The following is a 12527-nucleotide window of genomic DNA, read 5'->3' as shown; positions in this document are numbered from 1 at the left end:
TGTTTTTATATAATTGAATTGTCAATAATTCCTTTGTTGATTTCTGCATCACAATAGTAATCGTGTAATTGTTTATGCTCACAATGTTCTTGTGGATTGATAGATTTGGTTAGCTTTCTTTTTGCTTTTGTAAAGATTTCAATTAGATTGAATATAGATATGGTCGTTTTCATAATGCTGTTGTTTTTATATTACAGTGCAAAGATGCGACGCGAAAGCGGGTTTTAAAACGACGATATTACCTTAGTAGTTGTCGATTTTTCCCAAATTGTATTTTTGTGAAGAAATAAAGGCCTTAAATAAAGTTTATAAACCCTTTTTAAAGTCAGAAAGGGTAATGCTAGTTTGTTTTTTAAACAATCTGCTTAAGTGTGAAGCATCCTCAAAACCAATATCGTAAGCAATTTGCTTAGCAGTTTTGTCAGTATACATTAATTGACGTTTGGTTTCTAATACTAAACGCTCATGAATAATCTTTAAAGGACTTTGTCCCGATTTAGCAAAGCTATTGGATAGCGTTTTTGGAGACTTAAATAATTTTTCTGCGTAAAAACTAACTTGATGGGCTTCTTTAAAATGGGTTTCTACTAATAAGTTATACTGTCTTAATGTTTCGTCAGTAGCTTTATTAAGTGGTGCAGATTGTGTTTCGTTTTTAAGTAAACGTGTGGTCTTTATTATAAATCGTGCTAATAACATTCTAAGCATTTCGGCCTGAATAGTATCTTCTGTTTCAATTTCATCTAAAAACATATCATGGAGCACATTAAATTTGTGTTGCTCATTTTCGTTTAATGAAATTACCGGAATAGTATCATTCCCAAAAAATAAAACACCAGCACAACCCACCTCTTTGTCATGGTCTTTTATGCAATAAAACTCTTGGTTAAATTGATAGACTACGCTATCGTCCCCATCAATGTATTTAAAATTTTGGATAGGCGTTAAGGATAATATTTGATGCGGTTTTAAAACCAAAGGGACGCCATCCACTTCTGCAGTAATGGTATTACTACCAGTAAGAATAAAGGTATAAAGCCCAATTTGCTTTGAGGTTGTAAACTGTTTTAAAAGACTTTGGTCAGAGATTTTTAATGTTCCGTTAGTGGAAAACTCTGTAAATGTTTTTAGCATAAGTATATAGTCTGATAAAGTAAGGCTACATTACATTTAAAAATAAATTTCTTGAGCTAATCTAAACGTATTGGCATGTGCCTCTACAATGGTTTTAATGTCTGGACTATAACCACCGCCCATACTACACATGACTGGTATGTTGTTAGCTTTACAGGTTTCTAAAACAAATTGATCACGTGCTTTACAGCCTGTCACGGTTAGTCCTAATTTGCCTAGTTTGTCTGTAGCAATAACGTCTACACCGCATAAATAATAGATAAAGTCGGGTTTAAATTCGATAATTAGTTTGGGTAATGTGTCATGTAAAATCGAAAGATATTCCGTGTCTCCAACATTATTTTCTAAAGCAATATCCAAATCACTTTGTTCTTTTTTAAACGGATAATTATGTTTTCCGTGCATTGAAAAAGTAAACACTGATGGGTCATCCTTAAATATTTGGGCAGTCCCGTTACCTTGGTGTACGTCCAGATCGACAATTAAAACACGTTTTGCGAGTCCTTTTTTTTGAAGAAATCGAGCGCCAATGGCTTGATCATTTAACATGCAAAAGGCTTCTCCACGATTAGTATAGGCATGATGTGTTCCGCCAGCAATATTCATAGAAACACCATGTTTTAGAGCAAATTCACTAGCTTTTATGGTGCCGTCTGCAATTACTATTTCACGTTCAATTAAAACCTCACTCAACGGAAACCCAATTTTACGCGCAGCACGCTGATCCAATGTAATATTAAGCAAGTCGTAAAAATACTCGGGATCATGGACTGCCAGTATTGGTGCTTCGTTTAGCATTCTATTAGGTTCAAAAAAATTAGACTCAGTACAAGTGCCTTCGTGTTTTAACTGTGCAGGAAGCAACTCGTATTTTAGCATCGGAAACCGATGTCCTTCAGGTAATGGATGACAATAAATAGGATGATAGGCTATTTTAAGCATAAGTAAATTGACAGTTTAAGTTTTAAATTTAGGGTTTAGTAGGTTCAAAAAAAAATTAAGTGCGTTTTAAAAATTTAGCACCTTCTTAACAACTTATCGTATACCTTTGTACTTTAAATTAAAGTATAACATGGCAAGATTTAGCGTTTTAGTTATTTCTCTTTTAATAGGGTTGTCTACCTTCTTCACTTCTGAAGTTGAGGTCGCTGCTGTCGTGCAAAATACTTTTCCACAACATACAGTACAAGCAAGTGCAGCCTTAAATTCTCAAGGTATAATTGTAAATACTCAAATTGATCTTACAGTTAACGTACAGGTAGAAGACAGCATTACTTTTTTTAAGCAACTTGCTTTTGTAAATGCAGTTAGTAAGGAGCAGCAAGAAAATGTCTTGGTGTATCAAAAAACTAGCACGTCTATTGATGTTGGATTGTCTAAAACACAGATTATTTACCCTTTTCATTGGTTTACATAAGCGCAATACGTTTTTATTAACTATTGCAACGCTTGTCTTTTACGTAAAGATAACGTGTTGATTTCTTATACATTAAATCAAAACATTAAAACAATGAAAATTTCATTCTCATTACTAGCTATACTAGTAACATTAAGCGTATTAGTACCTTTTTTTATATTCATCTTTAAAGGTTTAAATAACACTACAAAAACAAAGCATAAAGCAGAAAATCTACTAAAATCTAATGGGTTTAAGTACAATCTAAAAGAGGTTTGGAACAATAAATTTATCGGTTTAACCGAAGATAAAAAAGTATTATCCTATGTCGCTTTTAAGCCAAACGAAAACCAAGTGTATAATTTTGAGCTGTCTGAAATCAAGTCATGCGAAGTCATTTCTGATTATAAAAAAGACATAGATAAAGTCACAAGATTAAAGCATTTAGATTTAAAAATCTGGTTTTATACACCTAACAAAGAAGCTGTAGTTATTAGCTTTTTTGATACAGATGAAGCCTTTACAGAAGATTATGAAGCACGAAGAATAGAAAACTGGAAAGACATTATTGATAATAACTTAAAGGTTACTGTCAATGCTAAAATGGCATCTTAACGTATTAAATTAGTCTTATTAAAAGCATCAATCTATAACCTAGATTGATGCTTTTTTTATTTATGTAGTTTTAACTGTATGCGTTTACGCGGCACATCTACTTCTAAAACTTTAACAATTACTTGTTGGTGTAAATGGACATGCTCATTAACATCTTTTACAAAACTGTCGGATAGGTTAGAGACATGTATTAAACCACTTTCTTTAATACCAACATCCACAAAACACCCAAAATTAGTAATATTATTGACTATTCCTGGTAATAGTTGCCCAGCAACTAAATCGGTTATTGTTTTAATATTTTGATTAAAAGTAAACACTTTAGCTTCTTCTCTAATGTCTAAGCCTGGTTTTTCTAGTTCTTTTATAATATCTTCTAAGGTTAGTAAACCAACAGTATCAGTACAATAATTTTTTAATTCTATTTTTTTAAGCAACTCTTGGTTGCCAATCAAAGTATTTAAAGTGACCTTTAAATCTTTGGCCATTTTTTCGACTATATTATAACTTTCAGGATGCACTGCCGAGTCGTCTAACGGATTTTTGGCCTCTCTAATTCTTAAAAAAGCAGCGCCTTGTTCAAACGCTTTTCCGCCTAAACGGGGTACTTTTTTTATCGCATTTCGGCTAGTAAAAACACCATGTTCATTCCTGTAATTAAAAATGTTTTCTGCTAGTTTTGGACCAATACCAGAGACATAGCTTAGTAAAGATGTACTTGCAGTATTGATGTTTACACCAACACTATTTACGCAGTTTTCTACCACAACATCTAGTTCTTTCTGTAGTTTGCTTTGATCCACATCATGTTGGTATTGTCCAACACCAATAGACTTAGCGTCAATTTTTACCAGTTCGGCTAAAGGATCTTGCAGGCGTCGTCCAATGGAGACACTTCCTCTAACAGTGACATCGTAGTTTGGAAACTCGTCTCTTGCAATTTTTGAAGCCGAGTAAATACTCGCTCCAGCTTCGCTAACCACAAAGATTTGTATGTCATTTTTAAATTTTATTTTTTTAACTAACGCTTCCGTTTCTCTGGATGCTGTTCCATTACCAATAGCAATAGCTTCAATGTTGTAAGCTTCAGTTAAAGTGGATAGCTTTTTTATGGCACCAATGCTATCACTTTTTGGAGGATGCGGATATATGTTTTCGTTATGTAATAAAACCCCTTGTGCATCTAAGCAGACTATTTTACAGCCTGATCTAAAACCAGGATCAATTGCTAATACTCGTTTTTCGCCTAAAGGCGAACCCAATAATAGTTGTTTTAAATTTTTTGCAAATACCGAAATAGCAGATTCATCCGCCTTCTCTTTCGCTTTTTGTAACGCTTCATTACTTAAAGATGGGAATAATAGTCGTTTGTATGCGTCGCTAATGGCTAGTTCAATCTGATCTGCACAGGCATTTTCGCTTTTAATAATACGTCTATCAATATTTTCTAACGCCTTTATTTTATCTATTTCAATTTTTACTCTAATAAACCCTTCTTTTTCAGCTCTTAAAATGGCTAATAATCTGTGCGAAGGGATGCGACTTAATGCTTCTTCCCACTCAAAGTAGTCTCTAAATTTTTGAGCATTTTCGTCCTCTTTTTTAGTTTTTACCACTTTTGTGGAAATCATAGCATGACGCTCCAATTGGTTACGTAAATTATTACGAATATCTGTTCGCTCGTTTATCCATTCTGCAATAATATGTCTTGCACCTTCCAAAGCGTCGTCCACTGTTTTAACGTCGCCTTTTACGTATTTAAATGCGATAGATTCCACATCGTTTGCATTTTGAGACATGATAACTTTAGCTAAAGGTTCTAACCCATTTTTTCTTGCAGTTTCTGCCTTAGTTTTTCTGCTTTTTTTAAACGGTAAGTATAAATCTTCAAGCGTTGTTAAGTCATTACAAGCTTTGACCTTGACTTGTAAAGCATCAGTTAAAACACCTTGCTCTTCAAGTGCTTTTAATATTGCTTTTTTTCTTTTTTCTAAGGCTTCAAATTCTTCTTTATATTTTACAATATCTCCAATTTGAACTTCATCTAAATTTCCAGTTGCTTCTTTTCTATATCTCGAAATAAACGGTATTGTTGCATCTTGATTAAGCAAGTCTAACGTATTTTTTACAGATTTTTCCGGTAGTCTGGTTTTAGATATTATATATTTTAGCATGTATTATGGCGCTGTTTTGGTCTTGTTAATTATGACAATTATACTTTTTCAAATAACATATTAACGGTGCGTCGTTTACCTTTTACACTAATGGAATAGCTCCATTGCATGGCAGTAGTAGACTGTTTAGTTATTTTTATGTTATGGTTTTTAATCATTCCTGACTTGTTTTCGGCTCTTAACGTAATATGTGTTATGCCTGTTTGCTGGTCTGTTTTTAAAAATTTAAACCATAAGTTACGATAACCGAAAGAGCAATTAAGATCGTTTATAGAATAAGAACCACTATTGCTGGTTGGTTTAAATTCCCAAATACTATCTTTAAAACATTGATTAGTAGCGTCATTAAAAAGTACAATCGTGTCAAAAAGATTTGGATCTTGATAGGCTACCGTTTTTAATAACCAATTATCAGATAGCGAGAATGGCGGTGTTGATTTGACTTCTTGTTTAGTTTTACAAGACATTACAGCAAATAGAGCAAGTAATATTATTGTTTTAAATTTCATCTTAGATAGGTTAAGCTTTGTTTTTGATACTGGGGGCTTTTTTTTATGCTTTTTAAACACAAAAAAAGACCTTATTATAAAATTTAATAAGGTCTGGTAATATATTTAACTCTGTGTAAATTTCCGAATAAAATCGAAATTAATTCTAGTTTTCGCCAGATTGCATTTTTGCATCGTTAATCATCTTCTCATTTGGTAAAATAGCCACATTTACACGTCTATTTTTTGCACGCCCTTCGGTAGTACTATTATCATTAGTTGGTTGTAGTTCTCCAAACCAATTGGTTGTAAAACGGGCACTACTCAATCCTTGACTTGTTAGGTAATTGGTCACTGCATTAGCTCTGTTTTTTGATAATATCAAGTTGTTTTCTTCGCTACCAACACTATCTGTGTGTCCCACAACTAAAATATTAGTGTCTGGATACTCTTTAAAAACGCCAACAAGTTTATTTAGTGATTCTTGAGATTTTGCATTGACACCATATTTTGCAGTGTCAAAATAAACACCACTATTTTCGTCAAAAGTAATTACGATACCTTCGTCAACACGCTCTACGACAGCTCCAGGGATTTCTTCTTCGATCTGTTGTGCTTGCTTGTCCATTTTGTTTCCTATTAAGACTCCAGCACCTCCACCAACAACACCTCCAATAACAGCTCCAAGTTCTCCGTTACCACCTTTTCCAACGTTGTTACCAATTATAGCACCTAGTATAGCGCCTCCAGTCGCGCCTATCACGCCTCCTTTTTGTTTGTTATTTGCATTTTTTACACTGCTGCAGCTTGTAAAACTAATTGTTAATACTAGTGTAAGTGCGCTGATTGTTATTTTATTAAATATTGATTTCATAGGTTTTATAGTTTTGAAAAGTTCATATTAATTGTAAATGGTGCTCCGTCTACGGTAATTGTTTGTTGCCACATCATGGTAGTGTCAGAAAGTTGTGCTAGTTTTAGTCTAAAGCCTTGATTGCTTTCGCTTTTACCTTTTGCATCCGTTGGCTTTAAAAGAAAGTTGTATAAACCAGTTGCTTCATCTATTTCTTGAATAGTAAAGTTGAAGTTGCGTGTGCCAGCATTACAAGCTGTTTTATCTATAGTGTAAGTCCCAGAATAATTATTTGGAATGAATTGCCACGTGCTTTGTTCAAAGCATGCTTTGGATACATCATTAAAAAGGGATACTTTATAAGTGCCTGCTTGACTGTAATTAATGGTGTTTAATACCCATTCTCCTTTTATAGTTTGTCTTGATTCTTTGACTGTTTTTGAAGCGCCGCAGCTTAACAGTAAACTTAAAAATAAGACGGTTACAATTTGTTTCATAATATTAGATTTGATTATGATACAAAGATGCAACCCTCTTTAAGGTTTGGTATTACATGATTATTTTCATGCTTTATATAATTTCCATTTTACCTAAAGTAATAACTTGTTTTGGTGAGTTTTATTTAACTAAAAATCAAATTTGAATAGAGAATACAAACCGTTTTTTTTATCATAATTACCTAGAAGGTAACTAGAATTGTATTTAAATAAAGTTTGTAAATTAGGATTATTAAAAGCATTGTTGTCTTGCTTAAAGTTTTCAATTTTATCAAAATCGTTTAAAGGAATACGTCCTTTTATATGATTTAGATTGTCGTCAAATAAACAACTAATTCGTGTTGACTTTGTTTGTGAGTAATTATAAAGGTTATTAGTTAATAACCCAAATGCTATACCGCCAACTAATCCAAAATTAACCATTGCAAAATTATTGCCGGCAATTTCTTTACTAGCACCAAGAGTTATAATTAATTGGTTGTTTTTTGTATACGCTGTAATTCCAATTTTTGATTGTGTAATTTTTCTTAGAAATTTAGAATTTTTTTCAAGTTCTCTGTAATTGTCAAACTCGCCTCCTTCTTGAATTATCGGCGTGTTTTTAAAGTCTATTTTATCTTCTTTGTTAATTTGAAACGTTTTTAAAAGCGTTAAGTTTTTTAGATTGTAAGCGCTAAAACTTAAGTGGTCTAAAGTTGAATAGATAGTTAAAAGTTTGTCGTTGTATATAAATGAGTTGGAGTTGGCGCCTCTATGACTATCATTAAAGCCAGTGTTTATTATATTTTGAAAATTATAAGTATTAGTTTCTAAATCTAAGCTTATAATATAAGTAGATTTATCAAAAAGATTACTTGTTATAGTAAGGGTATTGTTATTTAGATATAGTTTAGTAATAGCATTTGTTTGTTCTAAACTATTAGGTACGTTATTATTAATGATCTCTATTGTAGAATAAGACGGATTGCCAAATAGCAATGGGTAAAGTGGGTAGTCTTGATCAATATTATTAACAATGTTTTCTTTAGATAAATCATATTCAAAAGATTGTATTACTCCTTTTTCTGTTATAGTTAAGGTTTTTAATACGTCATTTTTTTTACTAACTGTAAGGAGGTGTATTTTGTTTTTACGCACCAGGAATTCAACTATTTTTTCTTTGTCTAGCTTAATATTTAAGTCTTCTGTAATATTAAATTTATTTGTAATAAAATTTATAGAAACCGAACTAAAATGCGTTTTGTTGGTGTTGCTAAAAAAGAGTGTGTAAGTATCATTGTTATAAATTGCACCAATAATAACTTTTCCTTTTTTAGGAATTTTGATGTTATTTATAGATCCAATTAATGCTTTGTTTTGGTTGTATAGTTTCCCAAAGACTACTTTTCTGTTAGTGAAAAATAAAACAATATCTTTTGTGTCTTCATTTACTAAAGGGATTATATCACGTGGATTTAAAAAATCAGATTCTGTTTTTATATTACTAATTAGCCACTCTTTTTGAGCATAGGTGTTTATGCTTGACAAACAAAAAAGGATTAAAAATAAATATCTCATAATTTAGGTATTAGTAATAATGTGGTATTAGTGAAGTTTGCTAAATGATATAATTGTAAAAGCTAAAATGCCTATGGGTATTAATCCGGAAATTATACCATAGGCAATTTGTTTTTTATTTTTTTTATAAAAATAATTTGCACTAATTGGTGCTAGTGGTAAGCATAATAAAAACCCAAAACCATGCGCTATTATTTTAGTAAATAACACTCCTAATAGTGCAATGATTGCACAGATAAAAACACCAATTAAAAAATCTAAAACAGGTTTTAAGATCATTAACTAATGTGCAACCCATTATTAACAGTAGCATCATCGGGATTTACAAATACTAATTTACCTTCAGCGTTCTCAGTCATTAAAATCATACCTTGACTTTCAACACCACGTAGTGCTCTTGGCGCTAAATTAACCAAAACGGTTACTTTTTTACCAATGACATCTTCAGGTTTAAAGTGTTCTGCTATTCCAGATACGATGGTTCTGACATCAATACCAGTATCTACTTTTAATACTAAAAGCTTTTTTGCTTTCGGCATTTTTTCAGCTTCTAAAATAGTTCCAACACGCAGATCTAATTTAGTAAAGTCATCAAAATTAATTTCTTCTTTTTGTGGCTCGACTATTTTATTAGCAGCTTCGTTTGCTTTTTTGCTAGCTTCCAATTTGTCTAACTGTACTTGTATTTGCTCGTCTTCAATTTTACTAAATAATAGCTCACCTTTTTCTATTTGGTGTGCTGCAGGTAGTAATACGTCTTTAGTAGAAATATCACTCCAAGCATTTTCTGTAGTATTAAGGATTGTTTTTAGTTTAGTAGATGTAAATGGCAAAAATGGTTCTGATAAGGTTGCTAAAGCGCTAGCTATTTGAAGCGCAACATACATGATGGTTTGTGTTCTAGCTTCGTCAGTTTTTATTAGTTTCCAAGGTTCTTCATCTGCTAAGTACTTGTTTCCAAGTCTAGCAAGATTCATTAACTCTTGTCCTGCCTCTCTAAAACGGTAACGCTCTAAAGAGCTTTCAATAACTGCAGGGTATGCTTTTACTGTTGCTAAAGTTTCTTGGTCAATTACTGAAAAAGCAGAAGGTGTAGGGACTACGCCTCCGTAATATTTGTTAGTTAAAACAACCACACGGTTAATAAAATTTCCGAAGATTGCTACTAGCTCGTTATTGTTTCTTGCTTGAAAATCTTTCCAAGTAAAATCGTTGTCTTTAGTTTCTGGTGCGTTTGCTGTTAAAGCGTAACGTAAGACGTCTTGTTGGTTCGGGAAATCTTGTAAGTAGTCTGGTAACCAAACCGCCCAGTTTTTAGAAGTCGATAGTTTTTTACCTTCTAAGTTTAAAAACTCATTGGCAGGTACATTATCAGGTAAAATATAGCTTCCTTCTGCTTTAAGCATAGCAGGGAAAATAATACAATGGAAAACAATATTATCCTTACCAATAAAGTGTACTAATTTAGTGTCTTTATCTTTCCAGTATGGTTCCCAATCTTTTCCTTCTCTAGCAGCCCATTCTTTAGTAGATGAGATGTAACCAATTGGCGCATCAAACCAAACATAAAGTACTTTTCCTTCGCCTCCAGGCACAGGTACAGGAATACCCCAGTCTAAATCTCTAGTTACGGCTCTTGGTCTTAGTCCATCATCGATCCATGATTTACATTGTCCGTAAACGTTAGATTTCCAATCTTTTTTATGGCCTTCTAAAATCCATTCCTTTAAAAACGCTTCATGTTTGTTTAAAGGTAAAAACCAGTGTTTTGTTTCTTTTAATGTTGGTACGTTTCCTGTGATAGCAGATTTAGGATTAATTAAATCTGTAGCGTTATGACTAGTTCCACAGTTTTCACATTGGTCACCATAACTTTCTTCATTTCCACATTTTGGACATGTTCCTACTACAAATCTATCCGCTAAAAACTGATTAGCTTCTGCATCATATAATTGTTCTGAAACTTCTTCAACAAATTCATTTTTATCATATAAGGTTGTAAAAAACTCAGAAGCAGTATCATGATGTATTTTGGCAGATGTACGCGAGTAATTGTCAAAAGTAATACCGAATTCTTCAAAAGAATCTTTTATAATTTTATGATATCTATCCACAATTTGTTGCGGAGTAACGCCTTCTTTTTTTGCTTTTATAGTAATTGGCACACCATGCTCATCACTACCGCAAATAAAAGCAACATCGTTACCCGTTAATCGTTTGTATCTAGCATAAATATCTGCTGGCACGTACACACCTGCTAAATGGCCGATATGTATTGGTCCGTTAGTGTAAGGTAATGCAGCAGTAATTGTATATCTTTTTGACATCTTTATTTTCTTTTGAAGCCGTAAAAATACGCAATTTGATAGCCATTTAGAAAAAAAATGTAATTTTACAATATGGCAAAAAAGAGATTACTACTGATTATGTGTTGTGCTATTTTTTTCTTCGGAAATAATGCAGCGTCAGCACAAAATAAAACTGAAACTAAATTGATACAACCACCTTATTTAAAAGCAGGAGATACTGTTGCTATTGTTGCACCTTCTGGTGTTTTAAAAAATAGAAATGACGAAGTTAATCGCGCTAAAAAACTTTTAGAAAGCTGGAAGCTTCATGTTGTAATTGGTAAAAACGTATTTAGTCAGGCAGATCATTTTGCGGGGACAGATCAAGAACGTTGCGAAGATTTTCAGAGTGCTTTGGATGACCCTAAAATAAAAGCTATTTGGTCTGCTCGTGGCGGTTATGGTACCGTAAGGATTTTAGATAAATTAGATTATACTCAGTTTTTAAAACAACCAAAGTGGGTTATTGGGTATAGTGATATTACTGCGCTACATAATCAAATACATAATTTAGGAGTGCAAACTTTACACGCTATAATGGCTGTTAGTTTACCTTCTAATTTATCGGATATTGAACAAAGTATTGCCACCTTTAAAAACACCATTTTTGGTCAGCCTTTAAGTTACACTTTAAAAGGGTCTACCTATAATAAAACGGGAGAAGCAAAAGGACCTTTAGTAGGTGGTAATTTAACTATTTTACATACCATGTTAGGATCTAAAGAAAGTTTGGACACCTCAGGAAAGATTTTGTTTATTGAAGAAATAGGCGAATATAAGTACCATATAGATCGTATGTTACAAAGTTTAAAGCGTGCAGGGTACTTTGATAATTGTAAAGGTGTAATTGTTGGAGATATGAGCAGAATGCGAAAAAACACAACACTCTGGGGGACGTCTATTGAGCAATTAATTTTGGATGCGTTGTCCGATTATGATTTTCCGATTGCATTTAATATGCCAGCAGGACACGAAAAAGATAACAGAGCATTAATCCTAGGTCGAGACGTCTCATTAAAAGTTGAGAAAACTAAATCGACAGTAGTATTTGACCAATAGATGGCTAGTCATAATGAGCTTGGAGAAAAAGGCGAACAATTAGCTGTAGATTTTTTAATAGACAATAAGTATGCTATTTTAGAACGTAATTACCGTTTTAATAAAGCCGAAGTTGATATTATCGCTCAAAAAGAAGATGTTTTGGCAATAATAGAAGTCAAAACAAGATCAACATCTACTTTTGGTAATCCTCAAGACTTTGTAAAACCCAAACAAATTCAACGTTTAGTCACAGCTGTAGATCACTATGTATCATCCAATAAATTAGATGTTGAGGTCCGTTTTGATATTATTGCAATTGTAAAACAGAATAAGCAATTTAATATCGAGCATTTAGAAAATGCCTTTTATCATTTTTAAACAATAACTGACAAAGTATCGCGCTAATACATTGGCTCACTTTTTG

13 protein-coding genes are annotated in these 12527 nt (G+C 32.7%); 4 read left to right on the top strand and 9 right to left on the bottom strand.

Annotation, left to right across the window (positions count from 1 at the left end):
• Positions 1 to 5 precede the first annotated feature (5 nt).
• The 3 genes from CXF54_RS15670 to CXF54_RS00865 all read right to left on the bottom strand — a co-directional run bounded on the left by CXF54_RS15670 (position 6) and on the right by CXF54_RS00865 (position 2076).
• On the bottom strand, positions 6 to 173 hold the full coding sequence (locus CXF54_RS15670; protein WP_157814064.1) for a hypothetical protein: 168 nt from the start codon (positions 171 to 173) through the stop codon (positions 6 to 8).
• 133 nt (positions 174 to 306) lie between these two features.
• Positions 307 to 1134 carry a helix-turn-helix domain-containing protein gene (locus tag CXF54_RS00870; protein WP_101202063.1) on the bottom strand — a complete coding sequence of 276 codons (828 nt, stop codon included), beginning with the start codon at positions 1132 to 1134 and terminating at the stop codon, positions 307 to 309.
• Between the two features lie 36 nt (positions 1135 to 1170).
• On the bottom strand, positions 1171 to 2076 hold the full coding sequence (locus CXF54_RS00865) for a histone deacetylase (RefSeq protein WP_101202062.1): 906 nt from the start codon (positions 2074 to 2076) through the stop codon (positions 1171 to 1173).
• Between the two features lie 130 nt (positions 2077 to 2206).
• Here CXF54_RS00865 and CXF54_RS00860 point away from each other — a divergent pair, with 130 nt between their 5' ends.
• Together CXF54_RS00860 and CXF54_RS00855 are read left to right on the top strand one after the other, a co-directional pair.
• Entirely contained in the window at positions 2207 to 2551 is a 345-nt protein-coding gene (locus CXF54_RS00860; RefSeq protein ID WP_101202061.1) for a hypothetical protein, read from the top strand.
• A 93-nt stretch (positions 2552 to 2644) separates the two neighbouring features.
• Positions 2645 to 3145: a hypothetical protein gene (locus CXF54_RS00855; protein WP_157823364.1), complete on the top strand. Its 501-nt coding sequence runs from the start codon at positions 2645 to 2647 to the stop codon at positions 3143 to 3145.
• Between the two features lie 56 nt (positions 3146 to 3201).
• On the opposite strand, the gene CXF54_RS00850 is transcribed toward CXF54_RS00855, so the two are convergent.
• The 6 genes from CXF54_RS00850 to metG all read right to left on the bottom strand — a co-directional run bounded on the left by CXF54_RS00850 (position 3202) and on the right by metG (position 11113).
• Positions 3202 to 5319: a Tex family protein gene (locus CXF54_RS00850; protein WP_101202059.1), complete on the bottom strand. Its 2118-nt coding sequence runs from the start codon at positions 5317 to 5319 to the stop codon at positions 3202 to 3204.
• Positions 5320 to 5357: 38 nt separating this feature from the next.
• Positions 5358 to 5828 carry a hypothetical protein gene (locus tag CXF54_RS00845; protein WP_143067767.1) on the bottom strand — a complete coding sequence of 157 codons (471 nt, stop codon included), beginning with the start codon at positions 5826 to 5828 and terminating at the stop codon, positions 5358 to 5360.
• A gap of 145 nt (positions 5829 to 5973) precedes the next feature.
• Positions 5974 to 6681 carry an OmpA family protein gene (locus tag CXF54_RS00840; protein ID WP_101202057.1) on the bottom strand — a complete coding sequence of 236 codons (708 nt, stop codon included), beginning with the start codon at positions 6679 to 6681 and terminating at the stop codon, positions 5974 to 5976.
• A gap of 5 nt (positions 6682 to 6686) precedes the next feature.
• Entirely contained in the window at positions 6687 to 7157 is a 471-nt protein-coding gene (locus CXF54_RS00835; protein ID WP_101202056.1) for a lipocalin family protein, read from the bottom strand.
• A 129-nt stretch (positions 7158 to 7286) separates the two neighbouring features.
• A complete protein-coding gene (locus tag CXF54_RS00830; RefSeq protein WP_157823363.1) occupies positions 7287 to 8714 on the bottom strand; it encodes a hypothetical protein in 1428 nt (475 codons plus the stop codon).
• 278 nt (positions 8715 to 8992) lie between these two features.
• Positions 8993 to 11113: a methionine--tRNA ligase gene (gene metG / locus CXF54_RS00820; RefSeq protein WP_090836634.1), complete on the bottom strand. Its 2121-nt coding sequence runs from the start codon at positions 11111 to 11113 to the stop codon at positions 8993 to 8995.
• Between metG and CXF54_RS00815 the strand changes: the two genes are divergently transcribed.
• Together CXF54_RS00815 and CXF54_RS00810 are read left to right on the top strand one after the other, a co-directional pair.
• Complete coding sequence (locus tag CXF54_RS00815) at positions 11114 to 12121, top strand: LD-carboxypeptidase (protein WP_101202053.1); 1008 nt, start codon at positions 11114 to 11116, stop codon at positions 12119 to 12121.
• Entirely contained in the window at positions 12122 to 12481 is a 360-nt protein-coding gene (locus CXF54_RS00810) for a YraN family protein (RefSeq protein WP_090836630.1), read from the top strand.
• Positions 12482 to 12527: the final 46 nt, after the last annotated feature.

Origin of the sequence: Olleya sp. 1-3 (assembly GCF_002836085.1) — a bacterium.
GTDB lineage: Bacteria > Bacteroidota > Bacteroidia > Flavobacteriales > Flavobacteriaceae > Olleya > Olleya namhaensis.
Note: the sequence above shows the minus strand (reverse complement) of the source record. Positions and strands in the feature narration are given on the sequence as shown.

What these genes read in the sequence shown, in the direction of transcription:
- CXF54_RS15670 (WP_157814064.1), bottom strand. Translation starts at nt 173, where the DNA reads ATGAAAACGACCATATCTATATTCAATCTAATTGAAATCTTTACAAAA.
- CXF54_RS00870 (WP_101202063.1), bottom strand. Translation starts at nt 1,134, where the DNA reads ATGCTAAAAACATTTACAGAGTTTTCCACTAACGGAACATTAAAAATC.
- CXF54_RS00865 (WP_101202062.1), bottom strand. Translation starts at nt 2,076, where the DNA reads ATGCTTAAAATAGCCTATCATCCTATTTATTGTCATCCATTACCTGAA.
- CXF54_RS00860 (WP_101202061.1), top strand. Translation starts at nt 2,207, where the DNA reads ATGGCAAGATTTAGCGTTTTAGTTATTTCTCTTTTAATAGGGTTGTCT.
- CXF54_RS00855 (WP_157823364.1), top strand. Translation starts at nt 2,645, where the DNA reads ATGAAAATTTCATTCTCATTACTAGCTATACTAGTAACATTAAGCGTA.
- CXF54_RS00850 (WP_101202059.1), bottom strand. Translation starts at nt 5,319, where the DNA reads ATGCTAAAATATATAATATCTAAAACCAGACTACCGGAAAAATCTGTA.
- CXF54_RS00845 (WP_143067767.1), bottom strand. Translation starts at nt 5,828, where the DNA reads ATGAAATTTAAAACAATAATATTACTTGCTCTATTTGCTGTAATGTCT.
- CXF54_RS00840 (WP_101202057.1), bottom strand. Translation starts at nt 6,681, where the DNA reads ATGAAATCAATATTTAATAAAATAACAATCAGCGCACTTACACTAGTA.
- CXF54_RS00835 (WP_101202056.1), bottom strand. Translation starts at nt 7,157, where the DNA reads ATGAAACAAATTGTAACCGTCTTATTTTTAAGTTTACTGTTAAGCTGC.
- CXF54_RS00830 (WP_157823363.1), bottom strand. Translation starts at nt 8,714, where the DNA reads ATGAGATATTTATTTTTAATCCTTTTTTGTTTGTCAAGCATAAACACC.
- CXF54_RS00815 (WP_101202053.1), top strand. Translation starts at nt 11,114, where the DNA reads ATGGCAAAAAAGAGATTACTACTGATTATGTGTTGTGCTATTTTTTTC.
- CXF54_RS00810 (WP_090836630.1), top strand. Translation starts at nt 12,122, where the DNA reads ATGGCTAGTCATAATGAGCTTGGAGAAAAAGGCGAACAATTAGCTGTA.